Genomic DNA, 26,587 nt, shown 5'->3' with positions numbered 1-26,587 from the left:
CCAGTAGTCTTCGCGTTGTTCGTTGTCGGCAGACATGGCCATGCTCCTGTGAAAAAAACACGGGGGCATGTTCCGGCGTCATCGCCCTGGGCGGAAGGGGGCCGATGCAGAGGCGCTTACGGTGCAATCTCCCATTTGTCATTTGTCGCCTGCGTCATGTGCGCACTAACGACCAGCATCGTATCGGTGTCTACGCTGGCCTGGGCGTTGTAACACTGTTCAAAGCCGCCGCCGGATACCGGCATGATGCGCGACTCGTCATCAGTCAAATTCACCTGATCAGTATCACGAGGACCGGGCAGCGGTGGCTTAGGCTCCCGGCCCCGGGGCTTTTTTCCCATGCCCCTCTGGGCCTGCCGTTTGGCCTGCTTTTGTTGGTACTCGGCTTGCTCGCGCTCAAAACGCTCTTGCGCTCGCGCCTCGATCTTCCTTTTAGCTTCAGCCAGTGCCTCAAGCCGTGTTTCGCGTCGGGCAATCTCCGCGGGAACGTCCATGCCTTCCACTACCGGCGCCTGATCGGCCGCCTCCGCCTGTGCGGCGAGTGCACTCACTTCCGCCTTGAGTTGCGCTTCGATTTTCTTAGCGTGCGCGTAGGACAGCGCCTTATGTTTACTGGCGTTCGCTTTCACCTTGGTGCCATCCAGAGCGATCCGACCCAGCTTCATCAGTTTCATTTCACGCGCCAGTAGCAGGACCTGAACAAACAGGGCCTCCAGCTGGGGCAAAAAACGGCGCCGAAACGCGGCTATCGTGTCGTGATCCGGATGTGTGTTGGCCGCCAGGTAGCGAAAGGCAATCGAGTCGTAGGTGGCGCGCTCAATCTTGCGGCTGGAGAACACGCCGGTCGCGTAACCGTAAATCAGCAGGCCCAGCAGGACTGCGGGATGATGGGCCGGCGAGCCCCGACCAGCATATTGCCGGGTCAGTTCAGACAGATCGAGCTGGTCAACCACCTCTACGACAAAACGTGCCAAGTGGTCTTCGGGAAGCCAATCCTGCATGGAGGGCGGAAACAGGTAGTCTGTTTCCCTATCAGCGTTTATGAAATTTCCCATCACATCATCCCGATCACTGCCAGCGTGACCATGATTATCCCACTTTGATATTATTTGGCTAAGTCCGACAGGCTGCTAGGAGCTATATTATTGCTGTATGTGTTATAAATCGATCTTCGCAAGCAAAAGTCAAGAGTTAACAAGCAGCCAGTTTCTACTAAATAGGCACCGCTCATAAGTCTGCTGTTTCTCAGTTCCCGTGACTCAACTAAAGATAGACGGTCAGAACTCACATGGTAATTAAAACTAGTCTCAAGAAATTGCTTCGAATACTGGGTTATAAAATTGAGAAAATTGACAAACTAGAGGAAAGTATTCCTGCTGATTATAACCATTCTCCTTTCCTGCCACGAATTTATAGAGGCGCACTGGATCGCTATTTATATTTCAAGGATATGATAGAAAAAGTTCAGTCAGTTGAGGGTGATATTGTAGAGTGTGGTGTGTCCATCGGACACGGCGCTCTACTATTCACACTGCTTAGTGATTATATAAACGTGCCTCGCGTATATTATGGATTCGACTCATTCGAGGGCTTTCCAGCGCCGGTCGAGAAAGATGAAAGCACGCCTATCAAAGGGCAAGGATTTTGGGCAAATCCGCCGGACACCGTCCTTAAAGTTTTACGCGACGGAAGAATTAAAGAGGAAGTCATACATGAACGTATCCGCCTGATGAAGGGGTGGTTCGATGAGACTATACCTCAACACAAAGGAAAAATAGCACTCCTTCATTTGGACTGTGATCTCTATGAATCCTACAAGCTATCATTGGAATTGCTTTATGATAAGGTTCAACCTGGCGGCGTCATCATGTTCGATGAGTACAATGACTCTCGCTGGCCAGGTGCGACCAAAGCCATTGACGAATTTTTCGAAGGCAAGGAAGAGGTGATTCAGCCTCATGCAAAATGCACATGGAAGTACTATGTCGTTAAAAGCAGTTATTTGAAATCCGACGATTAAATCGCTTGTTGTGCTCTTTGTTTATCTCACCCGTTTACCCTGCATGTATGCCACTATCTAGTCCAGGGCGAAAACCTCTTTCCCCCTGGATGGCGCCAGTCCCGATGCCTTTGAAGCGGCCTCATTGTGAGGCTGGCCGGTGTCTCTTTATCGGGGGAAGTCCAGGCTCCATCAAGGGGGTTGGCCGAATTTACCAGCAGACCTACGTAGACACCTACAGCAAAGTGACGCACTGCAAGCTGTATACGACCAAGACGCCGATTACGGCCGCCGACGTTCTCAATGACCGTGTACTGCCGTTCCATGAACAGCATTCGCTACCGGTGCTGCGCATTCTGACGGATCGCAGGACAGAATACTGCGGCAACGTCGAGCGACATGATTACCAGCTCTACTTGGCCGTCAACGAGGTCGAACACACCAAAACCAAGGTGAAATCGCCACAGAATAATGGCATCTGTGAGCGCTTCCACAAGACGGTGCTACAGGAGTTCTACCAGGTTACGTTCCGGAAGAAGATCTACGAGTCTCTCGACGACTTACAGGCCGATCTGGACAACTGGCTGAATTACTACAACACTGAGAGAACCCATCAGGGCAAAATGTGCTGCGGCAGAACGCCAATGGATACTTTGTTCGACGGGCAAAAGCTCTGGAAGGAAAAGTTCGTGAACTGAACCTGACCTGACAGAAAACGCCGACATCGGACCGGTAACTGTCAGATCAAGTCTGAACTACTACATATTAACAACCTGATTGTCTTGTCAGCGTTTCGCCGGCATTGGTCGCTATAAAAAATAATCGAAAGTTCCGGTTTTCGGCAAAGTCCTTCCTTGACACAGATGAGGCGAAAAATCGGCCCCGGAGGCATTCTTCATGCAGATAGTCTACATGCTTGGCACTGCGAAAGTTATAGCCTATTTATTCACTAACACTTTTTCGGCGGAAGATGCCTCATAAGAAGTCATCGTCAGCCATCGCAGACCCGGACGAAGCTGCCGCGGCGTGCCGAGATCTCAACTTCTATCATCCCGTGATAAGGTTGCCATACCGTCAACCGTATCATACCATCGCACCTGCCATTCAGAATCATGCCCAAGCCAATGCTTGATCATTTCGCGTTCGCCCCGTCGATTCGCATCGTCAACAAAAATAATGGCGTCTGGAGACATCTTCTCCCAAAAAAATGAAAAAGCTGGATATCGGGCAGCATGGCCTTGATCGGGCCTATCTTGATTAGCAGTCCTCGGGGGGCCGTCGATAAGGAGAATATCGATGTTTTTTAGCTGATTTATGAGGTCACTCTCTGTTGAATACCAGAGAAATGTGCCCTCTTCCATTTTCATCGGTGCGAGCGGAGCGTGCACCACCTCCACAACATGGCTCAAGCCTAGTGCATCAATGTTTTTTTGGGTTCTAGCTGCCCACTCAACATCGTGATCCAGCGAGATCAACTTCCCCTCACCATTTTTGGCAAGGATCTGACCTAAAATGAGCGTTGAAACCCCAGAGCCAAGTTCAACGATCAGTCGGGGATTTCTAAGTATAGTTTCGTGAGCCAAGAGTGCAGCAGAGTCTCCGGTCAGAGCCCAACCCCCTCCAAATGGCATTGGCAATCGCTGTGAGTAATGACCTAGGCGCACCATTCCGTGAACGTCTCCAAGATCACGTCTTACTCGCTCCAGCAGCGCCCGAAGAGTACGAGTTCTATTGCTCATAGTGTCAATTACTGACTGCTTAGACTCGAGAATGAGAGCAGCAAGCATTCCCACCACAACAAAAGCTGCAAAGGCATGATCATAATTTGCAATTCCGAACCAAGCGCTCAACACAGTAACCAGGCCGGCTATTGTGCCCAAGACCAATCCTCCACAGAAAGACTTCAATTTAATCGGTACAGTCATCGAATATCACCGAAACTATGCTAAAAGAATATTAAACATTTGTTTTTCATTGAAAACTAGATGCATTATCGAAAATCAGGTTGAAAATCGTAAATCCAACTAGCGCTGCATCTATCTCAGAAGTAAATGCATTCGCTTTATGACTCTGAAACCATGTAGCCCAATTGAAGGAGATGGTGGGGCGATGACAGCACCACAGAGCGGCAACGTTGCCGAAATACAAGCCCTCAGGGCGATTGCAGTTTCACTGGTCGTCCTATATCACGGTAAAGTTTCATTTTTGCCTGGTGGCTATGTAGGCGTCGACGTGTTTTTCGTCATCTCAGGCTACCTAATCACAGCGCTATTATTAAGAGAATACGCAAGAAAAGGGAGCATTGATTTCCAGCGATTCTATGCTCGGAGAATCCGAAGACTACTACCCGCCGCTGTGGTCATGGCTCTGGTAACCACAGCATTCTTTTGGTTTCTTTACAGCCCACTCCAGTTCAAGGAGGTAACCGCTTCCGCCATGGCATCCTCTTTATATTTGAGCAATGCTTGGTTTTACCATCTCTCAACAGACTATTTGGCGGGTGACACACACAATAATCCTTTTCTGCATACATGGTCGCTTTCTGTTGAAGAGCAATTCTATCTCTTGTGGCCAATGGTTATCGTTGCAATTTCAAAAAAATCTGCGAATGGTGTAAATATCCGGCGGGCCCTAATTGGACTAGGCGCGCTTTCCCTGTGTTCTTTTATCCTCTGTGTTCTCCAAACCGAAACGGATCAGCCGCTGGCATTTTTCGGTCCTCATACGAGAGCCTGGGAATTCGGTGTGGGCGGCATTCTGGCCTTGCTACATTCTCGACCAGCAGAGCTGGAGTCTAGATCTCGAAATTTCTTCCTGTTCTCCGGATTATTGCTGATCTTCGCGCCGGCATTTCTTTTCAACGAAACGACTTCCTTTCCGGGTCATGTAGCAATTTTCCCTGTTATCGGTACTGCTTCTGTAATACATAGCTCGCGTGGTGCTGCCTCCAATTTGTCACAATGGATGAAGAGTAAACCAGTGCAATTTATTGGAGATATTTCATACTCGTTCTACTTGTGGCACTGGCCCACATCGCTTGCATTAAATGCACTGGAGATTTCCTCCCACCCCACATGGACATTGCTATACATTTCCATTTCTCTAATCCTAGCGACAGCAAGCTATTACCTGGTTGAAAATCCAGTTCGATATAGCCAATCACTAGGCTTGAAACCTATTCGTTCTTTTGCCTTTGGAATCTCCACTTCCTGCGCTGCAATAGGGTTAATATATTTGGCCAGAGTGGACTCTGTTCATGAGCTCAACAGCGAATCACAAGCTGTACTGCTAGAGGCAGTAAGCGATAACTCTAAAACCTATTCGGATGGATGCCACTATCGCCAATCAGCCACCGAGATTCGGGAGGACTGCATCTACGGAACGGCGGGCGGGGCTCAATCGATCGTTATCTTTGGCGATTCCCATGCGGCCAACTGGTTTCCAGCATTGGAGTCAATTTCATTGAGAAAGGGATACAAGCTAATCAACCTCACCAAGTCCGCGTGTCCTTCTATCGTCCTGGAGCCGTTCAATTCAATGTTTAAGCGAACTTATACCGAGTGCACGATTTGGCGAAAAAATGCATTTAATCTTTTGGCTGAACTTCGCCCCCACCTTGTTGTACTGGCTAATTCCAGTTCCTACGCGACGGAAGAGGAAGGAAGCAAGGAAAAACTAGACGAAATGAAATTGTCTATAGCCGTCAGCGAAACTGTAACCGCGCTTGATAACTTGGGATTGAGATTCGTGTTTGTCAAAGACATCCCGAGAGTCGAGTATGAACCGCTTCATTGTCTATCCAGAGCTCTATGGAAGAGCCTTGACCCAAGTTCGACTTGCACTCTTAAGCCCCAGACGGAAGCAAGAGAACGGGTTTGGTCGATTACAAAGGAAGTTGTAGACGGATCCAGCCTTGGCTCGACAATAAATCTGAATGATGCCATTTGCCCAGCACACGATAGGTGTACATTAGCACGTGATGGAATAGTGCTTTACAGAGACTCTCACCATTTAACTGCCAGTTTTAGCAGAGCGCTTGGTTCAACCATGTCGAAAATGCTAGAGGACGCTGATTTGCTCGTTCAATATTGATGGAGCTCGAACTAGAAGCAGCATACGATTTATCAATGGCAGAATCCGGTCGGTTGCAAGAACCATACAGGATTGCCTGTGTATCGTGACGACACTCTCACGGGTTCCATTAAAATGTCGCAAAGTTTCTCTCTGGACAATAAACAGCTTCCTGTTTACTCTTTGACCGATATTTCGTTCTCAGGTCTCATGCCACCAAATTGCCCAACAATTGATTCCTCTGGCTAAGCGGGAACTACTTAATTCATGCTCGACCCAATTACATCTCGTTTTTTCCATAATGGAGGGCAACAGGGGCCAATAGTGCTAATGTATCACTCAGTGGAACCTGGAGACAGCCTCAGTGATTGGGCATGGTCGATTTCACTTGACTTGTTCAAGGAACATCTTGAGCTTCTATACCGCAATGGCTGGAAAACGCGAACGCTGGCAGACCTCGCCCACGCACCTGCTGGCAGCCTGGCGCCAAAAACGGTAGCAATCACCTTCGACGACGGTTTCGAAAATAATCTTGATGCAGTTGAAGCCCTTATTGATCGTGGGATGCGGGCGACCTGGTTTATAGTCACGGGTTCGATCGGCGAAGTGCCCCACTGGGGGGAATCGGGCCGCCCCGACTGCAGAGTACTCGGAGTGGAAAGCCTGCGAGAGATGCAATCTACAGGAATGGAAATCGGCTCTCATTCGGTAAGCCACAGAAGACTCCCTGCACTAACCGACCAGCAACTTAGGTTTGAACTAACCCGGTCAAAACAGACACTGGAAGACATCATCGGCGGCCCCGTAGAGAGCTTCGCCTATCCCTATGGTGCCTGGGACCAACGCTGTGAATTTGAGGTTGCCGAGGCGGGGTACAGAGTAGCCTGTACCACTCAATCGGGTGCGGCACTAAAAGACAATCACCCTCTCCGGCTTCGGAGACTCACAGTATTCAACCATGATTCGGCAGCTACGATAGCCCGAAAGCTCACTTTATTGAGTAATGAAGGGGGATGGACAACGATGACTTCTTACTACAGTGCGCGCGCATTCAGCAGATTGCGTCAGCAGTTGGGCGGGTAACCTGGTTCGAAGCCATACGATGATGCATCAGACTTCAGGCCATCAAGTGGGCATACCCCAACACACACCGATAGTCTCTGTAATCATGCCTTGCTACAATAGTGCAGAAACTATCCGCGACTCAATTGCCAGCGTGCAAGATCAGACAATGGAATCTTGGGAACTGATCATCGTAGACGATGGATCCAGGGACGGAACTGCGGATGTTGTAATGAGCGAACGCTATACGCGCACCCGAGTCTTTAAACAAAACAATGAGGGGTCCGCCAGCGCGCGAAACCGCGGTCTCCTCGAGGCGCAAGGGCAGTTTATCGCATTTCTCGATGCTGACGATGCTTGGGAGCCCACCTTTCTAGAGCGAATGCACGACGCGCTTGCTTCAGATGAAGGCGCAGTCCTCGCCTATTGCGGCTGGCAGAATTTGGGTCTGAAAGGAGGACGTGGTAAGCCCTTCATTCCGCCGGACTACGAACCTCTGGATCGAGCGGAGACTTTCCTCGGGGGTTGCCGGTGGCCAATTCATGGCGCGCTCGTTCGCAAGACGGCGATAGATCAGTCCGGGGGATTTGACCCAAAACTACAGGCATCAGTGGACTACGACCTGTGGCTTAGAGTCGTAACTCAGGGACGATTGGTGCTGGTGCCAGAAGTTCTAGCTTATTACGTTCACCACGAAGGTATACAAATAACAAAAAACAGGAGTAAGGTGGCGCTCAATCACCTAAGGGCACAAGAAAAATTCATAGCTTGCAACCCTTATGTTGTTCAAGCGCTTGGGAAACGCCGAGTACGTGAATTAACTGAAGGGGAACTTTTGAATCGCGCTTACATCTGTTACTGGGATCGTGATCTTTTATCAGCCCGAACTTTATTCCGTCATGTAATGCGAAGGCGCTATGGGCGCCCAAAGGACTGGCTCTATATGCTACCATCTCTGCTGCCTTATAAGGTTCATGCCATGCTACTCGATGGGCGAGACGGGGAATAGCGATGACCAAGAGGCTAACGGCAGCATTCTGCACCTATAATAGAGCGGATCGCCTCCCGGAACTGATTACGGCATTACGAGCACAACAGTGTAGTATTCCCTTCGATATTCTCGTAGTGGACAACAATAGCGAAGACGCCACTCAAGAGGTGCTTGCACGGCTAGCCAAGGAGTCGGGTGCAGTTTTAAATTTCGTGCATGAACCTGAGCAGGGAATTCCGTACGCTCGTAACCGAGCGGTGGAGGAGTGTCTTGCAATGGGATCAGACTATATGTTGTTCATGGATGACGACGAACTACCGGGCGACGGACTGCTTGAGAACGCGATAGACGCGCTTTGCCGTGAGGGAGCTGAAGTGGCTGGCGGCCGTGTGGAGATCAAATTCCCACCGGGAGGGCGTCCCGCCTGGCTCGATGACAATCTTCTAGGGTTTCTGGCGGAAATCGATCACGGTCAAGAGTCGTTCTGGATCACGGACCGGTCCACTCCTCTGTGGACAGCGAACGTCGCATATCAGACACGCATCTTTGCCCGCGATCCCGAACTGCGTTTCGATCCGCGCTACAATCGACTAGGCCACGCGGTGGGAGGAGGATCGGACGCCATAATATTCAGGGCGATGATCGACCGCGGCCTCCGCATTCGCTACCGGCCCGATATGACGGTAGAGCACTATGTAGAGGAATGGCGGCTCCACCGACGTTATTTCCTGAAGCTACATTTCGTTGCGGGTCGAAAGCATGGGCAATTCCAGACCGGTGACTATCCGCGAACGATCTATGGAGTGCCTGTTTTCATGCTGCAACAGGCAATGGCGCAATGGTTTCAAACTGCTGGTATGGCTGTCCGGCGAAAGCCAGGCTTATTGCGCCAGGCGATGAATGGCACACACGCTCTGGGTTTGATCTGGGGGCGAATACTCAGACATCGTCAGCGGTCGCAAAACACATGACCGACATTGTAGGAATGCACTCCTGCGAAGGCTATCCAGCAAGCCCCGATCTGGAGGTTCTCGTCTGCACGCATGACAGGTCAGGTTTGCTGCAGCTAATGCTCTCTTCCCTGAATCAATGCAAACGTCCAAAGGACTGTCAGATCGGCATTTTTGTTGTCGCAAATGCATGTTCAGACGATACTGCCGTTGCCCTTGATAATTACGTCCAGTCCTCGGATATAAAGGAGGCGTGTATTCCCTTGCGCTGGATGGTCGATCCCGTTCCAGGAAAAAGCCACGCACTCAATTCTTCCTTGCCACTGGCTCGTGCACCCCTGATCGCTTTTGTAGACGACGACCACCGGATCGGTGGTGATTACCTGGAGGCGGTCTGGCAAACAGCAAACGAACAACCCAACGCTGACTTCTTCTGTGGTCGAATTCTGCCCGATTGGGATGGCAGCGAGCCCGCCTGGGTTCATGATAAGGGTCGCTACCGGGTCTACCCCTTGCCAGTGCCTAAATTTGACCTAGGACCATCAACGGGTTTTGTAGAGCCCGGCAGCGCCACGCCCGGTGGCGGCAATCTAGCGATCAGGCGCTACTTGTTCGAACGCGTTGGTCCATTTGAACTTGATCTCGGTCCGCAAGGTCATAACCTCGGTGGAGCGGAAGACATTGAATGGGTTCGGCGAGGTGTGGCTCTGGGAGCCCGTTTGTACTATTCGCCCAGGATGTTGCAACACCACTACGTCGATAGTGAACGAATGACGCTACGTTACGTGCTGCAAAAAGCCTATGAGCGCTCGGCTTCTACCTCCCGCATAGCACCAAACTTAGATGGTGACCAATTCCTGCCGCCCTATATGCTGCGCAAGGCTCTGACCTATGGGTTGCAGGCTCTGATTTCACTCTCCGGCGATCGACGACGATTCTTTCTCACACGACTCGCCGCCGCACTGGGAGAGATCAAGGGATATCGTCAACAACAGCAGTCCAGAGCGGTAAAAGAGGTCCAGCGGTGAATTTTCTACTCCTCACCTCGCTTGCCGCCGTAACAAGTGGTGCAACTCTCGCTGCCATAATATTCGCACTCCTGCTAACGATTAAGTCCACATTTGACTACAGTCTGGCTGGCCCCCTCTTGCCAGCAGATATCGTCCGTCAATTCAGGGGCGATGCCATCAAGTCCCTATTGCGGCTCGGCTTCTTCGCTTTTCTTGTTGCCCTTTACTGGGCGCTTTGGGGGGCTATAGTTCTTTGCAGTGTCCAGGTATTGCTGAACTTCGAAGCCGGCTGGCTAATGGGATTTCTCGCGGGCATGTTCACCATCGTGGCAGCGGTATGCATTCAATTCTTCCGCTGTCTGCTTTCTAACCCCGGGGTTATTGTAGCCTCGTCTAACTATAGAATTTCCCGCTTTTACTCCATTTGGCGAAGACTGTCTCCAAGGCTTGTCAAATACAGTCTCGTTGTTCCGGCTTTATTCTGTGGCAGTTCGGTCGCACTTGCGGTAACTGAACTCTGGCTTGAAAGCGCCTGGTCTAGTGGAATCATTCTTTCAACTAGTGCTCTGACGCTTTTTGCCCTCGCATGGCTGGTCGTAGCGACGCCTGAACCTCGTGCGGCAAAGGCCTCACCTGGCGATATCAAAAGACCTAACATTCTGATGCTTGGCTGTGACACATTGCGTGCTGACCGAGTCGGCGCACGGCGCGACGGTATACCCCTAACGCCGCACCTGGAAGCGCTGGCAAGTCGCGGCTCACTGTTCAAAAATTGCTATGTGCCCTGTGGGCGCACTGCGCCCAGTCTCATTTCCCTGCTCACGGGTACCTGGCCACACACGCATGGAATTCGTGACAATTTCGAATCAGTAACGGCATTGAGCGTGTCGGCGCTACCTAAAATTCTGGCAGATGCAGGCTATCGTACAGCGGCAGTCAGTGACTGGTGTGGCGCTGACTTAGGCAAATTCGACCTGGGCTTCGAGATTTGCGATCTACCGAGCGACTCCTGGAATTTACGGGAGCTGATAGGTCAGGGCCCAAAGGACCTGAGACTGTTCCTGTCGCTCTTTGTTCGAAATAGGTTCGGCAAACGCTTTCTGCCAGGGCTCTACTACCTCGGCGGTGTTCCTTCAACCGAGTTGCTGGGCAGAGATGTGCGACGCCACATTAGTGAGCTTTCTAGTAATTCCCAGCCTTTTTTACTCAATGCTTTCTTTTCAACCACACATCCGCCCTTTGCTTCAGAGCACCCCTACTACACACAGTTCGCAGATCCGAATTACAATGGTCCATCGAAGTTCGCAATGGCGCGATTGACCGATCCGTTCGAGATTATTCGTGCGCAGAAGGAGCCGCGCAAGGACTTTGACCTCGATCAAATACTGTCACTCTACGACGGTTGCGTTAAGCGCTTTGATGATGAGGTGGGCCATGTTCTGAGCCACCTCGAATCCTGTGGGCTCGCCGACAACACTATAATAGTGCTCTACAGCGATCACGGGATGGAATTCTTCGAACACGGTACCTGGGGACAGGGAAATAGCGTGATTGGAGAACAGAGCGCCAGGATACCGCTCATTGTTTCAGGCCCGCGAGTCGCTTCTGCCAACCGGATAAGCGGCATAGTACGTAGCATCGACCTCGCTCCGACACTGCTCGACCTGGTTGGGCTGCAAATACCAACTGAAATGGAGGGCACCACCTTGTTGCCCAGTTTACAAGGTGAACAGCTTCCCACACTGGCCGCCTTCAATGAGAGTGGGATATGGCTCACGGACCTCCCCGGAATGCCTGCTGATCATCTACGCTACCCCGAACTATTTGAGCTCCTCGAAGTGCCGGATCTAACTTCCGGAACACTTGCAATTAAACCGCGTTACCAGCAGCGCATCATCGAAGCTAAGGATCGAATGGTCCGCTTCGGACGATGGAAATTGACTTACCAACCACTAAACTCAGGCATCAAGTACTGTCTTTTCGACCTTTTTACTGACCCCGAATGCAGTCTTGATGTCGGTGATGCACATCCAGAAATTGTCGCTGATCTGCGTAGAACTTTGCATGCCTGGTTAAGGTGCAGCGAGAGATGAATCTTGGCGATACCATCCGTGGTGGCGTGAGATGGGTGGTAATGGGCAAAGTGGCAAACCACCTTCTGCAGTTCGTACTCAGTATCATTCTAGCTCGGCTTCTCATGCCAAGCGACTTCGGTCTACTCGTTACAGTTCAGATCTTCACAGGCGTGGCGGGATTCATCGCTGGGGGAGGAATGGGTCAGGCAATAGTCCAAAGTCGCGACCTGGAACCGCGCGATACCCACGTCGTATTCACCGCTCAGTTAATAATATGTTGCATTATATACGCTATCTTTTTTATGACCTCACCAGTTATTGCCGTGTGGTTCAGCGAACCGTTGTATGAGGATTTGATGCGTGTTTCGGCCCTCACGTTTTTGATTCGGCCATTTTCTAACTTGCCCCACTCGCTTCTCCACAGAGACATGCGATACAGGTCTCAGGCATTCATTGGGCTTGGCGTACTTTTCACAACGGGAACAGTTAGCATTTCCCTCGCGCTGTTGGGCCTCGGTGTCTGGAGCCTGGCGCTGGGAGGAATTGCGGGCGGCATAATAAACGCGATCTTAGCGATACTTTGCTCGGGATGGCGGCCGAATTTTGTAGTTGATCTTACGGTACTAAAGCAATACGCAAATTACGGCATCAAAGTATCTTTAAATGACATAGTGATATATCTTCGCAATCAATCAAGCAATTTCACAGTCAGCCGATTCATCGGAACCGAAGCAGTGGGTTTGTTCAATAAAGCTTCAAGCCTCAATGACATGCCGTTAGGACTACTGAGCGGCTCTGCCTACAAGGTCGTTTTTCGCGCACTTTCAGCAGTCCAGGATAATCGCGACCAGTCAAAGTACATTTATCTGCGCACACTGACACTCGTTTCCACGTACACCTTACCCTTCTATACAGGTCTCTGGTGGATAGCCGACTCCTTTGTTGTTAACGCTTACGGCCAACACTGGGCCGATGCAGCACCTATTCTGAAAATTCTCGTACTCACCGCTGTTTTAAAAATTATCAACAATCAGTCAGGCGCGGTACTGGCCGCCCGCAAGTTACTCGGGCGTGAACTCATCATACAGTTATTATCCTGGGCATTACTTATTCTTGCGATAATAGTTGGATATCATTGGGGTACCCAAGGAGTGGCCTGGGCTGTAGTTGCAGCTTTCATACCCTACGGATTTCTAATCGCCTGGCTCGCTTGTCACGAGCTGGATGTGAGGGCTATTGAGCTATGGCGCGCTATCTCACCAGCACTGGCTTTAAATGTAATACTGGTGCTCGCACTCTGGGCCACTAGTTCACAATTGTTGTCTAGAGAATTAGACGTACTGTCACCCTTGTACCTGCTCGCAATGGTGTTCACCGGCGGGATCGTATACGGCTCTGCGTTTCTATTTCTGCCAATTAGCTCGTTGCAGAAGGAAGCAGCGCGATGGAAAAGTCGTTTGCGAATCTCCCTTTAAAAAATCTCGAATTTCTATCTCGTCATGCTGAGCATCATTTCTGCCTGCTGTCGATACATTTCGGCAGTCGGAGTCAGTGAAAAGTCTTTTGGCCAGGTTCTGAGCACGTACTCAAAGTTACGAATTGCCTGACCTAGAATAAATTTCCTTTTCTTCGAATCAAATTCTGTGGCTGCGCGATTCATAAAATTCAACCCAAAACAATAGTGATGCATATGCACGAAGACCTTTTGACCTAAGCGCTGATTCCAGTTCCTGTATGCCTGAGTATTGTTCCCTCCCAAACGCGCTGCACAATATTCAGGTAACAAGGCGAGTTCAGCATCAGTCACTAAATCGCTAGAAGACCTCGCCTGTGAGACAAATACAAGGCCTGAAAGCACAGATACAGCCACCAAAGAACATATTGAATTTAGCTTCATTTTGAAAATACTCCCAATATTCTCACAAAGAACGCGTTACTGATTTTGAACTCACCAATACTGGCAAGGCAACCAGGCGCTCACCGCTAGATCTCGAAGAAACTTAAAGAATAGTCAGTATTAGGCCAACATTACAATTCAGTACCTCTCCAAGTTCCTGAAGAAAAATTGATAATCACCTCTTAACAATAAAGTATAGGCGTTCTACTAACAAATATGAGGCCGTCGCAAACAACACACTGAAACCAAACGATAATATTGCAAACGCGGTAAAGTAAGATAGATTTCCCAGCCCTGTATAAGAAGTTAAGATCGCGGTAGCTACTGACAGCCCAAGTGGATGATATATATAAAAACTGAAGGATATATTTCCAAAGTAACGTATCCACCTCCACGAAAAGATACGCCTCAACCAACCGTCGACGTTAAGAACCCGGTCAATTAGAAGCATACACGGTGCGATGAACACAGGAATGAAATACAAAAAATTCTTCGTGACCATAAAAAACGCGGCCGCCGTGACGTAGATCACTGCTACCCATTTATCCGTAAAAAATGATCTAATTCGGTCAAGGCTTTCAATAGGCATCATTCGAAGAGACACACCCGCCAGGAACATCGTAAACCTGACGTAATCGTTGTTGATCGTCGATAGAAAGACAATTATGGCCATGGAAATGCATAAAAATCGGAGCAGGCTCTTCCCAGCCAGGCCCCAGATAAGAGGGAATGCAATATAGAAAGCCATCTCAAAAAATAAAGACCATGTCACAATGTTTATCGCCGGAAAGTCGATTCCCTTGATGCCATTCAATAAAAGCAAATTTCCGACAATCCCACCCCACCAAATTCCCCCATCCTTGAAAACAACTCCGTAAGCAACGTACATAAAAGTACTTACAACTAATACCGGATATATCCTCATAACCCTATTCAAGAGGTAGGGTACATAGTGAAATGTCTCCTTGACCACGAGTCCAGCGATTAGATAGCCGCTAAGCGCAAAGAAAATATCCACGCCATAATGGCTCGAGTGTATCCAGTAGGCCAGTGCTGCTCCTGGCGCATCAAGCGAGATATCCGAGAGTCCGAAATCATCAAAATCAATACTCATTCTGCGATTGTAGTACTGTCCTATAAGATGCAGCGCATAAATGATAAACGCGGCATAACCACGTAAGCCCTCCATGGAAACCAGGCGCTGGTTTGACGATGGCACTGCAAAGAGTCGATCTACTTGAATCAAGGAGGCCCCTGGCTTGTGGGTTGTACTAGGCAATTTACTCAGTCCCTTTCTGCTTTCGTAGAATAGCCGCACATCCCAACCGCCGAATACATAGCTTGTTCATTGAACTGAAGCATATGAGTCCTATTGGATTACTACTAGCACTAACATAATCATTGACTCAAACTTTTAATCACCGTCTATTTTGATGCCAGTCCTTGCGTTAATTCCGCAACACGATCCCAGCCCAATTCGCTACACGCCCGATGTTGTGCAACCTCGGCCAGACGTAGGCGCAAACCATCGTCGTCCAACAACCGCGCCAGCGCTCGGGTGACCTCTTCACTCTCACCACCGTCTACCCGCAAACCTGTCTGTTCATGGATTACCGCAGCTCCCGTTCCCCCCGCCTCGCCCGCCAGGGATGGCGTGCCGCAGGCCGCAGCCTCGACAAAAACCATACCGAAGCCTTCAGTATCGCCGTCAATCTCGCGGTTGGGCATGGCAAACAGGTCGGCGGCACAATAACAGCGCGGGAGATCGTCAGGAGGCACATGGCCGAGCAGGTGGACGCGCTCTAATACGCCCAATTCGCCAGCTAGATCAAGGAGATAGTCGTGATCTTCACCAATGCCGATAATGGCGTAGTGTACATCCAGTCCTTTCGCCAGCAAGTCAGGCAGTGAGCCGATTACCTGGTCAAAACCCTTGCGGCGGCTGAGCCGACCAACAGAGAGTATGAGTTTTTGTTCGGCCGTGAGGCCTAAACTACCAAGCAGGTCAGAAGTCTCATAATTCGGGTGGAATCGTTCCAGATCCACTCCCGGGTTGATCAGGGCAACCCGCTCGGGCTTCACCCCTAACTCCAGCAGCCGCTCCCGGGTAAAGTCGCTATTGGCCACCACCCGTTCAGCGGCCCGGTAGGCGTATGTCATGGCCTTGAGCCGGCGCGGCGAACGGCGCCAAGTGGTAATTTCCTCACCGTGAGCGTAAATCACAACAGGCAGCCGCAATATGCGCCCCAGCAGCACCGCCACCCAACCCTCGGGCAATACACGCCCGGCATGAATGGCATCAAAGCGATGGCGCATGCCGAGGATCAATCCTTTAAAGAACAGCTTGCTGTAGATCGGCAATGACGCCGGCCGCAGCCAGCGGGAATGATTCAGGTTCAGCCGGTGTACCGTATTGGCGTGGTCACGATCATGGGCCTCGCAATCGGGGACTTGCGCGGTGAGAATATGCGTACTGCGATCACCCAGACGCCGGTAAACCTCGTCAAACCAAACCGCTGTGCCCCCCTTGGTCGGCAGGAACAGTTCGGTGATGACCAGATAGCGGGGTTTCATAGGGCTACCCCTGCCCTGCGCGCTGCGGGTGTTGTAATAACACGAGCACATGCGGCGAGCACAAAGAGTCCGGTAAGCCAGACCAGTTTGCGCAGTCGCGACACCCTCTCGAGGCGGCGCAATAACACGTGCAGCCGCACCCACAAACTACTGGCAACCCATTCCCGCGGTTGATCGACGTAAATGTGCGCCAGTGCTTCCGGGCTAAGGAAAGCAAGCGCGGGCCAGCGCTTACATGCGGATACGAGCAATTCATCCAGGCAAGCCAAGTTTTTCGTGAATTCCCCATCGTTGCCAATGAAGTTACTTCGATGGGTCTCAAGCAGCGCCGGCCGCCCGAGCATGAACCGCAGGGAAACGTCTTCTATCACCCGCGCGACCGTATGTCCTCGCTCGGGCTCGAAGTAGATATCGCGCACCAGGTATCGCGCCCCTTCCGGGGAGATCTGGCCGTTGTAGATGCGTCCTTCTTCAGTGGCCGGTTGGCCTGCGGCGTCGCGATGCGTGTAACGTTGTCCAGGCGTAATGATCACCTCAACTTCGGATGCCCCCCACGCTTTCTCTACTTCTGTGGTCCAGACGAATGTTGGGGGAACCACTACGCTGGGGGATCGATCAAATATACGACGCCAGGTTGTGGTTTCCTCTACCACAGCTTGCGAAATTTCGCCTGCTGCCAGTGGTCGCGAGGGCAACTGGGATCCATCAATCCAGCGGCTCTGCAAAGCGGAGGGAAGTACCTCATAGGGAGGAAATTGTTCTCCCGTCAGCCAGGCGCGTAGGCGGTTATCATGGCGTGCTTCACGCAGGAGAATTGGCGGCCAATAGTGCTCCATGCCGTGAAGCTGCAGAGCGAAGAAGCCCTCGCGGGCTCCGGATTGCATCTGCTTCAACAGCCGGCTGCAGCGGGCATCATCCAGGGTTACGCGGCGATAATCCGCCAGCCCATTCTGCGCCATTGCAGCGGTATCGGCAGCGGCAAGCACCACACCCAGGGTCATAAGCGCGGGTCGATTCTCCGCATCCCGGTGGTTCACCAGGCATTGCCCTATTTGTGCCAGGCGCTCTGCGTGCCAATCCGGTCCGGGGCCCCAGTCATCGCTCTCTATAACGAGTACAGGTCGGCACAGCACCGGCTCCTGCCAAGAGCGGCAGACGGTGGCGCGCCAGTGCCACAACACAGCCGCCCATGAGAGCGGCACCAACAACAGGAATATGAATAATTCAGTCGCCATAGAGCTCGCCAGCGCTGCTGTTCTGGGTTATGGCCAGTACGCGCTCAATATCGTCGGCGGCAAGTTGCTGCTGCCAGTTTTGCGCCGCCTCAAGCGGGTTGCGATATACGCTGTAATAACTGCCGGTGCCGCCTTCGGTACTGCTGCGCACGAAGGCTGCTGTCTGGTCATCCCAGGGGAGCCCCGTGATAGCAAACAGCGCCTGGTAGGCGGTGACCGGGTCAGCGCAAAGGTCTTCGTAACGCACCCTGGTGTATTTCGTGAGGCCAGCACAATCATTAATGGCCTTTTCATTGTAGATCACCCATCGCCACGCAAGCCTCTCCACGGGTTGTAAACTTCGCAGGCCATCCAATGTCAGTCCATGTGTCTGCGCCTCTGCCGTGTTTAACAAGAGCTCGTAAATGCCAACGTCCTCACTGGCGGGTACGTCGCCCCCCAGTTGCCCCCCGGCCTCTCCGCGTAAAACTGATGACACATAACCGCAGGGGTGACGCAGAATTTGTACCGCGTGGCAATCGGGCAGCAAACTGGCGATCACCCCCAGCCGTCCCAGGGACTCTATAGACTTCCACACCAGCCAGGCATCGCTACTATAGCCCCGATTGATCATGGCCGGCAGGGGCAGTTCAGCAGCACTCGCCCGGCCCAGGGCCTTGCTCGCCAGCAACAACAGTTTGCGCAGGTGAAATGCCCCTGGGTCAAGGTATACCTTGGGAAACAGTGGCAGCTTGCCGGTTATGCGAGCCGACCGCGATTCCGGCAAAGTGGCCACAAACTGCTGCAGCATCTGGCCATAGTTACCAGCATCTTCCAACTGGGGGAAAAGCGGCATGGCGTCAAGGGTTCCAAAACTGTCAGGCTCATGGCGGTAAAGCGTACCCGGGTGGCTATCGAATACCTTGCCCAACCAGGTGGTACCCGATCGTGGCATGCCGAATAACAATATGGTCTTGAGCTGCATATCAAGGCCGTTCCCGGGCAGCCAACCACTGTTCCAGCATCAACAGGGTCCAGACCATGGTGCCGTAGTAAGCCGCATGTTCTCCATGGTGCCGGCCCAGTAATTCATCGATAAATTCGGGGCGCACCAGGTCCCGGCGCTTGAGGCTGGTGAGGCTGTCATGGGTGAGTTCCCGCAAACCCGGATGCTCCACCAGCCAGAGGCCAAAGGGTAATCCGAAGCCCTGCTTCTTCTTGGTGAGAACCTCGTCGGGCAAAAAACCGCGCAGGGCTTCTTTGAACAGATGGCGCAACCGGGTTCCCCTGACCTTTTCCCGCACTGGCAGCAAGGCCGAGAAGGCTACCAGGTCATCGTCGAGGAAGGGAAAATCCACCTCGATACCCGCCATGCTGCAGGCACCGGTCACCTTGGGCAAGTCACTGTCTGCCAGGGTGAAGCGCATATCAACCGCCAACATGCGATTGAGCATCTGCCGGGTCTGGGCGCTGTGATATGTCTCCCGAATTAACCGCATCGGCGCGCCGGTATCTATTCGGCTCAATGCCGAATCGGTAAGCACCTTTCGCGGCCCGAGACGATCAAGAAGGTTATAACTTTCCATGCGTTCCGGCATGGGTAGCACCGCCTGTTGTATATAACTGGAAAGCTTGCGCGCCGGACCTAAATCGCCGAGGGGAGTACGCAGTAAAACTGGCTCTACCGCGAGGCGGCGCAATGACCTGGGCACCCGTTCATACCACGAGAACATCTGTTGCTTGGCATACCGGTAGTTGCCGCCAAACAACTCGTCGCCGCCATCACCGGCCAGCAGGCGCTCGATGCCATCCTCCTTCGCCATGCGCGCACAATAGTAGCTGGGAACCGCCGAGGCATTGGCAAAAGGTTGGTCAAACTGCCTGGCCACCTGCGGAATCGCCGCCACCACGTCCTCTGCCGTGACATAGTACTCGTGGTGTTCCGTGTTAAAGTGGCGCGCCACCAGGCGGGCGTACTCCATTTCGTCATAGCCCGGGGCGTTAAAACCGATTGAATAGGTGCGTGCTGGCTCTTCGCCCAGTTGACTGAGCATTCCACTGACAGTGGAGCTATCGGTACCACCGCTGAGAAATGCACCTACTTTCACCCCGTCGTCAGCTCGGCGTTGCACTGCCGTCCGCACCAGGTCCAAAAACTGCTGGCGCCATTGGGCCGGATTACCTTCCAGGCCTTGTTCGTCGTATTCCATTACCCAATAGCGATCCAGGCGAGTCTCGTTTTCCTCACAGTAGAGACATTCGCCGGGCTGGAGCCGTTGCACGCCAGTGAACACCGTCTCAGGCCCGGGAACGATATGAAAATAGAGGTAGTCGTAGAGCGCCTGGGGATGCAAAGCGTCATCCACGCCGGGATGGGCCGCCACCTGGTCAGCGCGGCTCCCAAATACCAGCCCGTCGCCACTCGCGGCATGGAACAGGGGTACGATGCCACTGCGGTCGCAGGCCAGCAGAGCCAAGTTTCCCTTGCCTGTATCCTGGACAACCAGCGCAAACCCTCCGTGCAGGATTTCCAGGACCTTCGAGCCATTGCGGTGATAGCCTTCCAGCAGCGCCGCCGCGTGGCCGTGTCGCTGCGCCATTCCTGCCAGTTCCGCATCCTGCCACTGAGGCAGGCCCTGTATGGCGACGCTTAGCTGTCGCTGCATGCAGCGTGCCAGGCTGCCAGCTTCGATCGCCATATCACCGTCACCGGAGCGCAGACTTCCAAGCAGATGGAGCATCAACCGCCTCCGACGATAGCGGCGCCGCGCCGCGGTCTACCAGGGGCGTGTAATGTGCGGCCTCCCGAATCTGTCGTCTCGCCGTCGCTTTTGGCGAGCACACTCTTCTCCGCTTCGGTGAGTCGTTGTTCCACAACGACTCGAGTAACCACAATGATCGCCACCAGATGATAATAGAGGTCAAAATACTGCAGCCCCAGGAAGGCTCCTGCGGCCATGTAGCCCACGAGGCTTACCTGCACCATGGCTGCCAGGTCCCGCGCCCAGAACAGGTCTTTGCGTTTTCGGGTGTTGCGGATGATCCAACTCCCCGAGCGCCAGGTAAAAAACAACAGGAGCAAAAACATGCCTAGCCCTGCCCAACCGTGCTCACCGAGCATGCCGAAATAAATGCTGTGGGAGTCACGACCGCCGTAATAAACCAGGGCCCGCATGCCACCGCCGATAAAACGCCAGTTAGCCAGGTTGAGGGCGTTGCCCCAGGCTCTGACTCTTTCCGAGGCCGAATTATCATCCTGCCAGGTCTCAATTGTCTGCATGCGCTCAAACCACTCATCCGGCATGACCGTGTACATGACATAGACCAAAGGAATCATGACCAACACTGTCGATATCTTCTTGCGGGACTTAAGAAAAAAGAAGAACAGCATGGCAGTGATGCCAACCAGTGCACCACGTGAGTGGGTACCGATGATTGCAACCAGAGTCAATACAATGCCCACGAGCAATGCATAGCGGACATACCTTCGCGTCACCTGTAACTGCATGTAGTGTAGGAGAGGCACCGTCATGATCAACGCCAGCCCAATAGAGTTGCGTTCACCAATGAAAGACTTCGCTGGGCCTAACACTTGGTGGACACTCCCCCCAGTAAGGGTAAATATTCCTCCTTTGAAGCCATAAAAACCTAGCGACAGTGCAATGACGAATACAAGCATCTTAATGCGATATTCATCCGTAATCAGCATCATGGTTACGTAGGTCATCAGCATCACGCGCCAGACTTTATCCCACTGCTCCCAGGCCGGATTCTGTACCAGAGCAAAACAGGTGGTCATTAACATCCAGCAAATCATTACCAAAAGTAAGATAGTCTCACGAGTCCAGGGTATGCGCTTGGGTTCTTTACTCGCGAACAAGCCAATCAATGTCACCAGCGCTATCATTAGCGCAAAGGGCATGTCGTAGGCAAAGCTCCAGGTCAGGCGGTGGGGATTCATATAACCCAGCCACGACCAGGCCAGTATGCCCAGCCAGGGTCGCCACAGAATAAAGGGCAATATGCCGAATATGACCAGGGTAACGAAAACGTCTCTCATGCAGCACCTCTGGAGTCCTGTTGTACGCCTGACTGGTCGGCGACCCGGCTGATAACGTAGCGAAACTTGCCCGAAGCTTCAGCGGGGATCTCCGCTACCTGCTCCACGTCTACCCGCACGCCGGTGCCCAGCCGCTGGCGCGCTGCCTGCTCGATGCCGGAGATACAGCCAGGGTCAAATTCGGCTGTAATGACCAGCAGAAACCGGGTGTGATCCAGGCTCTCCTGAACGATCTTGAAACGGGCGACTCCGGGAATGTCACGTACGATGTAGATCAGGGCCAGGCCGTGCATTACCGTGCCGTCCCGGGCGACGACAAAGTCCGTGCTGCGCCCTTCGATGGAATCGAGCACAGGGAGCCCCCGGCCACAGGAACAGGCGGCAGCCGAAAGCACGCCTACGTCGCCGGTGCGGTAACGAATGAAGGGATAGTCGCGCGTGGCCAGATGGGTGACCACGATCTCGCCCGCCTGACCAGGGGGCAGAACCTGCCCCTCCGGGTCGACGATCTCGACGATAATATCTTCCGCGGTGATGTGCATATTGCCTTCGAGGCAGGCATGGGCGATAAAGCCGGCATCGCGACCACCGTAGCCATTGGCCACCGGGCAACCAAATACGGTCTCGATCAGTTCCCGCTGGTGGTCGTAAAGCCGCTCCGAGGTGACGAAGGCGACACGAATTCCCAGCTTGTCCATACGCTGCCCCTGCTGCGCGGCCCGCTCCGCGATGTGGGCCAGCGCAGAGGGGTAACCAAACAGCATGCGAGGCCGGGTGTTGCGGATCGTGTCGATAAAACTGTCGAGCTTGCTCTCCGACATCTCGAAGGCTGCCAGCAGCCGCGTCCGCAGAAGTTTGTCACGCAGGGCTCGCAGTCGATCCTGCGTGCCCAGTTCAATGGGTGAGCCCCAGATCACAATCTCCGGGTCGCCGATGTCCACTCCCCACCAGCGCGTGGCACGCCACTTGGCGGCGACATCGTGGCTTACCCGCTCCTTGCCAATGAAAAAGATCAGCGGCTCACCGCTGGAACCGCCAGTATTGAACCGGGAAAGTCCCTGAGCCCGCGAGGATTTAAGCGCTTCCTCATTAGCCCGAATCAGCGGCTTGGTCAAAAAGGGCAGTTGCTGCAGATCGGCCAGTTGCTGGAAATCTGCAGGGTTCAGCTGCAAGCGCTGCAGCAGTTCCCGGTAGTAAGGTACCTCGGCCGCGGCGTGCTCCAGCAGGTCGCGCAGTCGCCCCATCTGCAGGTCCCGCAACTGCTCCGCGCTCCACCACTGGCTTTGCTCCAGCGCGCGGCGCACCTTCACGGTACTGTGCCCTTTCAGACCCTCGTGAAGAGGAAATACCAGACCCGCTGCCAGCCGGGTATAGAGCGAGGGGCTCATGAGGCGAGCTCCCCTGTCAGTGGGCGCAGGCCGTCAAATCGCCCCATCATTGCCTCACAGAGGTCACGGATCGGCTGTTCAATATCGGGCTCGCGTGCTTTGCGAATAGAGTGAGGCACCACCTTGCGACTGTGCCCGCGCCGATAGGCCAGGTCGAGAAAGGCGAAGATCCGCCGGAACTCGGGTTCCGGCTGTGTCACCAGTGATTCGTAGCGCACCAGCAACACCCGGGGGTCACCATCGAGGCCCTGGTCAAAATACAACTGGTTGCGAAAATACCAGATCAGCGCAGCCGCACTGGGGTCGCTAATAGCGTCGTGGACATGGTCGCGCACCAGCGCATGGGTGGCATCGCTCATGCCCTGGCCCTGCCAGCCGTCAGCATCGCGATCCACGGCAATGCGCTTGACCTGTTTGCCCTGGTTGCCAAAGGATTTGCACATCGAATTGACCACATCGCGGTAGTCGCGCACGATCCAAACCGTACGCGCGGGCGTGAACTCTTCCATCAGGCGTTGCAGGTGTTGCAGCTCGCACAGGGACTTGATCACAAAACAGCGCCCCCTGGAGCGCCGCAGCAGGCTGTGTATCACTGCCGGCTGGCGCATCTGGTAGTTGTCGAAGGCACGCCGGTCTCGCTCGTGGTAGACATCGGTCTCCGCGCTGCGTTCCAGGACGTCCATCATCATGTTGGTTCCGGAACGCTGCACGCCGGCAATAAAGGCGACATGCTGGCCCGCCCTGTTGCGCCCGGCAGATAAAGCCTGCCCCACGGTCTTGCGCATGACAAACAGGCGCCGCAGCCACTCTTCTAGCCGATAGCTGGCCATCAATCAGCGCCCCCCGCCTGCGGCAGTTCGCGCCCGCTCATGGCTCCCTGCTTCGCCAGCTCGGCAAATATCCCGCACAAGAGATCGATGCGCTGGCCCCAGCCATTATCCCGCGCGTAATTGACGATGGCATCGTGATCCCACTGCTGCTGCAAGGCCTGGGCAAGGGCCTGTTGCAGCGCCGGGGCGTCGTCGAAGGGCACTACCATACCCAGTTCGGGTTGCGCCACCACTTCGGCGTTGCCACCCACATCGGTGGTCACCACCGGCAGGCCGCAGGCCATGGCTTCCAGCAGCACATTGGCCCATCCCTCATTGCGGGTGGAGAGCACGAATACATCTGCCGCGGAGAGAGGCTCGCGGAGGGCTTCGGGCGGTATCGTGCCGAGAAAATGCACTCGCTCGGCAAGCCCCAGGGTGTCAACCTGTTCTCTCAAGCGAGGTCCCCAGTCACCCTCCGCGCTGGCACCGCCCACTATCAGGTAGTGCAGGTCAGGAAACTGGCGCAGTAAAGCCGGCATTAATTCTATCACCCGGTGAAAGCCCTTTCTCTCTACCAGGCCACCCACCGTGATCAACACCCTGGCCCCGGCGGGCAGGTTGAATTTCGCGCGCATGGCGGCGCGATCGGCCGGATAGAATTTATCCGCGTCTACACCGTTGGCTACCACCTGGGCCCGCCCGGGTGCCACGCCCAACTCCAGCGCCAGGCGGCGCAGAGAATCGGAAACTGTAATAACCCGATCTGCACCCGTGAGCGCCTTGATCAGCAAGGGCCTGAGGGCTTTGTCGCGGGCATGGCGAACTTCGGTGCCGCGCAGGGTTAGGGTTACCGGACATTTCAGCCAGCGGCCGAGTTGTACAGCGGCATAGCCTTCCGGGTAGCCAAAGTGTGAGTCAATGATGTTAAAACCGAAACGCGCCCGCAGTCTTTTCATCGGCCAGTAGAGTGACAGGGCCATCAGTATGCCATCGAGGGACTTTGCCAGGCCAGGAATGGAGAGAAAGCGTGGCTGGTATACATCCACGCCCTGCTGGCATTCGTGGCGAGGTGCAGACGGGCGAAAACCGGGACGAAACAGGCGAATCAGGCCCTGCAGGGGAAACCAGGGTTTGGGCGCCACCACCACGACGGGAAGTTCATTCGCCACCCGAAACATGCGCTCGCGGATGAACAGGCCTGCGGTCGGCTGGGCGCTGCCGGGAAAGAGCGTGGAAAACACCACCAGGCGGGGACTCGTCTCCAGCATCAGCCCGCCCCCGCCAGAGACGCATACACCGAACCATAGCGCGCCACGCTGGTGGCCCAGTTGCGTTCGGTTTCGACGAACTGGCGGCCCTTTTCTTTCAGCAATGGCCACCTTGCCGTATGGTCGAGCAGATCAGCCACTGCTGCAGCCAGCGCATCCGCATCCCCCGCCTTAAACAGCTGCCCGGTAACGCCGTCATCGATCAGTTCCCTGTGCCCACCCACGTCCGAGGCCACCACCAGCCGCCCCTGGGCCATCGCCTCCAGGGGCTTTAGCGGGGTAACGAGGTCCGTCAGGCGCATGGGCAGGCGTGGATAGGCAAAAATATCCACCAGGTTGTAATAGTCCTGCACCTGGTCATGGGGTACCCGGCCGGTGAGGATCACCACATCCTGCAGACCCTGCTCTTCGATGCAGGTACGGATTGTTGCTTCCTGCGGTCCCCCGCCCACCAGTAACAGCCGCAGGTCCGGATGCTGGGGCAGCAGTTGCGGGAGTGCCTGCAACAGCAGCGGAATACCTTCGTAAGCATAAAAGGAGCCGATAAACCCGAGCACGGTTTTACCGGCAAGGCCGAGTTCCTGCTGCAGTCCGGGATCGGCCCCGGCGCCAAAAGTGAAACTGTCGGTATCTACCGCGTTGGGGATGACCGTGATTTTACGCGCCGGAAGACCCCGCTCGGCGATTTCCGCTCGCAGGCCCTCGCAAATCGTGGTAACGGCATCCGCCTGCTGGAATACCCGGGTTTCCAGAGCCCGGCTCAGCCGGTAGCGCAGGCCCCACTCGCGGCTGGTACCGTGGTCGACGGCAGCGTCCTCCCAGAAGGCACGACACTCATAAACCACGGGCAGGTTCAGCTTGCGCCCCGCGCGCAGGGCCGCCAGGCCGTTCAGGGCCGGTGAATGGGCATGCAGGATGTCAGGCTGCTCAATGGCCGCCACCTCCTCTATCCGCCGGGCCAGGGTGCGGACCACGTCCCACTGGTCGAGCACGGGCAGCCGCGAGAACGGACCGGCCGTGGGCCGAGTCCGGTAAAAACTCAAATCATCGACAGTTTCTTCTGCGTTCTCGCAGTTCCCCTGCTTCAGGCCGGTAACATGGGCTGTGTACCAGCCAAGCGCACGTTGCTGGCGCAGGATATTGCGAGTGCGAAAGGTGTAGCCGCTGTGCAGTGGAATGGAATGGTCGAGGATATGCAGGATGCGCATGGCCGTGC

Annotated in this window: 20 protein-coding genes and 2 pseudogenes; 9 read left to right on the top strand and 13 right to left on the bottom strand. The window is 53.9% G+C overall.

The features are described 5' to 3' along the window. Positions 1-119: 119 nt before the first annotated feature. Positions 120-1,055, bottom strand: a pseudogene (locus DWB85_RS16130) (transposase); the annotation flags it as partial. Between the two features lie 233 nt (positions 1,056-1,288). Here DWB85_RS16130 and DWB85_RS16125 point away from each other — a divergent pair. After that, positions 1,289-2,020 carry a TylF/MycF/NovP-related O-methyltransferase gene (locus DWB85_RS16125; RefSeq protein ID WP_117956594.1) on the top strand — a complete coding sequence of 244 codons (732 nt, stop codon included), beginning with the start codon at positions 1,289-1,291 and terminating at the stop codon, positions 2,018-2,020. Between the two features lie 164 nt (positions 2,021-2,184). Next, a pseudogene (locus DWB85_RS16120) lies at positions 2,185-2,697 on the top strand (integrase core domain-containing protein); the annotation flags it as partial. Positions 2,698-3,036: 339 nt separating this feature from the next. Here the strand turns inward: DWB85_RS16120 and DWB85_RS16115 are convergent. Then, a complete protein-coding gene (locus tag DWB85_RS16115; RefSeq protein ID WP_162846164.1) occupies positions 3,037-3,879 on the bottom strand; it encodes an O-methyltransferase in 843 nt (280 codons plus the stop codon). Positions 3,880-4,108: 229 nt separating this feature from the next. Here DWB85_RS16115 and DWB85_RS16110 point away from each other — a divergent pair, with 229 nt between their 5' ends. From DWB85_RS16110 to DWB85_RS16080, 7 genes are all read left to right on the top strand, one after another. Next, a complete protein-coding gene (locus DWB85_RS16110) occupies positions 4,109-6,091 on the top strand; it encodes an acyltransferase family protein (protein ID WP_162846163.1) in 1,983 nt (660 codons plus the stop codon). 246 nt (positions 6,092-6,337) lie between these two features. Beyond that, positions 6,338-7,153, top strand: a complete 816-nt coding sequence (locus tag DWB85_RS16105) for a polysaccharide deacetylase family protein (protein ID WP_117956587.1) — start codon at positions 6,338-6,340, stop codon at positions 7,151-7,153. Between the two features lie 19 nt (positions 7,154-7,172). Next, entirely contained in the window at positions 7,173-8,141 is a 969-nt protein-coding gene (locus tag DWB85_RS16100; protein WP_205422771.1) for a glycosyltransferase, read from the top strand. A gap of 2 nt (positions 8,142-8,143) precedes the next feature. After that, positions 8,144-9,094 (top strand): glycosyltransferase, encoded by a 951-nt coding sequence (locus DWB85_RS16095; RefSeq protein WP_117956585.1) that lies wholly within the window; start codon positions 8,144-8,146, stop codon positions 9,092-9,094. Beyond that, on the top strand, positions 9,091-10,101 hold the full coding sequence (locus tag DWB85_RS16090; protein ID WP_205422770.1) for a glycosyltransferase family 2 protein: 1,011 nt from the start codon (positions 9,091-9,093) through the stop codon (positions 10,099-10,101). Before DWB85_RS16095 ends, DWB85_RS16090 begins: the two co-directional genes overlap by 4 nt. Next, positions 10,098-12,176 carry a sulfatase family protein gene (locus DWB85_RS16085; RefSeq protein WP_117956583.1) on the top strand — a complete coding sequence of 693 codons (2,079 nt, stop codon included), beginning with the start codon at positions 10,098-10,100 and terminating at the stop codon, positions 12,174-12,176. Before DWB85_RS16090 ends, DWB85_RS16085 begins: the two co-directional genes overlap by 4 nt. Continuing rightward, complete coding sequence (locus tag DWB85_RS16080; protein ID WP_117956581.1) at positions 12,173-13,633, top strand: lipopolysaccharide biosynthesis protein; 1,461 nt, start codon at positions 12,173-12,175, stop codon at positions 13,631-13,633. Before DWB85_RS16085 ends, DWB85_RS16080 begins: the two co-directional genes overlap by 4 nt. A gap of 14 nt (positions 13,634-13,647) precedes the next feature. Here DWB85_RS16080 and DWB85_RS19430 read toward each other — a convergent pair whose 3' ends face one another. The 11 genes from DWB85_RS19430 to DWB85_RS16025 all read right to left on the bottom strand — a co-directional run bounded on the left by DWB85_RS19430 (position 13,648) and on the right by DWB85_RS16025 (position 26,579). Beyond that, a complete protein-coding gene (locus DWB85_RS19430) occupies positions 13,648-14,055 on the bottom strand; it encodes a hypothetical protein (protein ID WP_133300645.1) in 408 nt (135 codons plus the stop codon). Positions 14,056-14,230: 175 nt separating this feature from the next. Next, positions 14,231-15,301, bottom strand: a complete 1,071-nt coding sequence (locus DWB85_RS16070) for an acyltransferase family protein (RefSeq protein ID WP_133300644.1) — start codon at positions 15,299-15,301, stop codon at positions 14,231-14,233. Between the two features lie 179 nt (positions 15,302-15,480). Next, positions 15,481-16,629 carry a glycosyltransferase gene (locus DWB85_RS16065; RefSeq protein ID WP_117956574.1) on the bottom strand — a complete coding sequence of 383 codons (1,149 nt, stop codon included), beginning with the start codon at positions 16,627-16,629 and terminating at the stop codon, positions 15,481-15,483. Beyond that, positions 16,626-17,864, bottom strand: coding sequence for a glycosyl hydrolase (locus DWB85_RS16060; protein ID WP_117956572.1), 1,239 nt, complete (start codon positions 17,862-17,864; stop codon positions 16,626-16,628). Before DWB85_RS16060 ends, DWB85_RS16065 begins: the two co-directional genes overlap by 4 nt. Next, the gene (locus DWB85_RS16055; RefSeq protein ID WP_117956570.1) at positions 17,854-18,828 is read right to left on the bottom strand and encodes a sulfotransferase; all 975 of its coding nucleotides are present in this window, start codon (positions 18,826-18,828) and stop codon (positions 17,854-17,856) included. Before DWB85_RS16055 ends, DWB85_RS16060 begins: the two co-directional genes overlap by 11 nt. 1 nt (position 18,829) lies before the next feature. Next, positions 18,830-20,542, bottom strand: a complete 1,713-nt coding sequence (locus DWB85_RS16050; RefSeq protein WP_162846162.1) for an asparagine synthetase B family protein — start codon at positions 20,540-20,542, stop codon at positions 18,830-18,832. A 41-nt stretch (positions 20,543-20,583) separates the two neighbouring features. Further along, a complete protein-coding gene (locus tag DWB85_RS16045) occupies positions 20,584-21,903 on the bottom strand; it encodes a putative O-glycosylation ligase, exosortase A system-associated (RefSeq protein WP_117956567.1) in 1,320 nt (439 codons plus the stop codon). Beyond that, positions 21,900-23,291 (bottom strand): phenylacetate--CoA ligase family protein, encoded by a 1,392-nt coding sequence (locus DWB85_RS16040; protein WP_117956565.1) that lies wholly within the window; start codon positions 23,289-23,291, stop codon positions 21,900-21,902. The genes DWB85_RS16045 and DWB85_RS16040 overlap by 4 nt, the downstream gene beginning before the upstream one ends. Continuing rightward, positions 23,288-24,121 (bottom strand): sulfotransferase family protein, encoded by an 834-nt coding sequence (locus DWB85_RS16035; RefSeq protein ID WP_117956563.1) that lies wholly within the window; start codon positions 24,119-24,121, stop codon positions 23,288-23,290. The genes DWB85_RS16040 and DWB85_RS16035 overlap by 4 nt, the downstream gene beginning before the upstream one ends. After that, positions 24,121-25,371: a glycosyltransferase gene (locus DWB85_RS16030; RefSeq protein WP_205422769.1), complete on the bottom strand. Its 1,251-nt coding sequence runs from the start codon at positions 25,369-25,371 to the stop codon at positions 24,121-24,123. Before DWB85_RS16030 ends, DWB85_RS16035 begins: the two co-directional genes overlap by 1 nt. Then, the gene (locus tag DWB85_RS16025) at positions 25,371-26,579 is read right to left on the bottom strand and encodes a TIGR04063 family PEP-CTERM/XrtA system glycosyltransferase (RefSeq protein WP_117956610.1); all 1,209 of its coding nucleotides are present in this window, start codon (positions 26,577-26,579) and stop codon (positions 25,371-25,373) included. The genes DWB85_RS16030 and DWB85_RS16025 overlap by 1 nt, the downstream gene beginning before the upstream one ends. Positions 26,580-26,587 lie beyond the last annotated feature (8 nt).

The organism is Seongchinamella sediminis, assembly GCF_003457605.1.
GTDB classification, from domain to species: Bacteria; Pseudomonadota; Gammaproteobacteria; order Pseudomonadales; family Halieaceae; genus Halioglobus; species Halioglobus sediminis.
The sequence above is the reverse complement of the archived record's forward strand: the minus strand, read 5'-3'. Positions and strand labels throughout refer to the sequence as shown.

Bases quoted from the DNA above. Each gene is read 5' to 3' on its own strand.
- DWB85_RS16040 (WP_117956565.1), bottom strand. From the start codon at position 23,291: ATGAGCCCCTCGCTCTATACCCGGCTGGCAGCGGGTCTGGTATTTCCT.
- DWB85_RS16060 (WP_117956572.1), bottom strand. From the start codon at position 17,864: ATGGCGACTGAATTATTCATATTCCTGTTGTTGGTGCCGCTCTCATGG.
- DWB85_RS16050 (WP_162846162.1), bottom strand. From the start codon at position 20,542: ATGGCGATCGAAGCTGGCAGCCTGGCACGCTGCATGCAGCGACAGCTA.
- DWB85_RS16025 (WP_117956610.1), bottom strand. From the start codon at position 26,579: ATGCGCATCCTGCATATCCTCGACCATTCCATTCCACTGCACAGCGGC.
- DWB85_RS16090 (WP_205422770.1), top strand. From the start codon at position 9,091: ATGACCGACATTGTAGGAATGCACTCCTGCGAAGGCTATCCAGCAAGC.
- DWB85_RS16125 (WP_117956594.1), top strand. From the start codon at position 1,289: ATGGTAATTAAAACTAGTCTCAAGAAATTGCTTCGAATACTGGGTTAT.
- DWB85_RS16055 (WP_117956570.1), bottom strand. From the start codon at position 18,828: ATGCAGCTCAAGACCATATTGTTATTCGGCATGCCACGATCGGGTACC.
- DWB85_RS16065 (WP_117956574.1), bottom strand. From the start codon at position 16,629: ATGAAACCCCGCTATCTGGTCATCACCGAACTGTTCCTGCCGACCAAG.
- DWB85_RS16095 (WP_117956585.1), top strand. From the start codon at position 8,144: ATGACCAAGAGGCTAACGGCAGCATTCTGCACCTATAATAGAGCGGAT.
- DWB85_RS16080 (WP_117956581.1), top strand. From the start codon at position 12,173: ATGAATCTTGGCGATACCATCCGTGGTGGCGTGAGATGGGTGGTAATG.
- DWB85_RS16105 (WP_117956587.1), top strand. From the start codon at position 6,338: ATGCTCGACCCAATTACATCTCGTTTTTTCCATAATGGAGGGCAACAG.
- DWB85_RS16100 (WP_205422771.1), top strand. From the start codon at position 7,173: ATGATGCATCAGACTTCAGGCCATCAAGTGGGCATACCCCAACACACA.
- DWB85_RS16035 (WP_117956563.1), bottom strand. From the start codon at position 24,121: ATGGCCAGCTATCGGCTAGAAGAGTGGCTGCGGCGCCTGTTTGTCATG.
- DWB85_RS16030 (WP_205422769.1), bottom strand. From the start codon at position 25,371: ATGCTGGAGACGAGTCCCCGCCTGGTGGTGTTTTCCACGCTCTTTCCC.
- DWB85_RS19430 (WP_133300645.1), bottom strand. From the start codon at position 14,055: ATGAAGCTAAATTCAATATGTTCTTTGGTGGCTGTATCTGTGCTTTCA.
- DWB85_RS16110 (WP_162846163.1), top strand. From the start codon at position 4,109: ATGACAGCACCACAGAGCGGCAACGTTGCCGAAATACAAGCCCTCAGG.
- DWB85_RS16045 (WP_117956567.1), bottom strand. From the start codon at position 21,903: ATGAGAGACGTTTTCGTTACCCTGGTCATATTCGGCATATTGCCCTTT.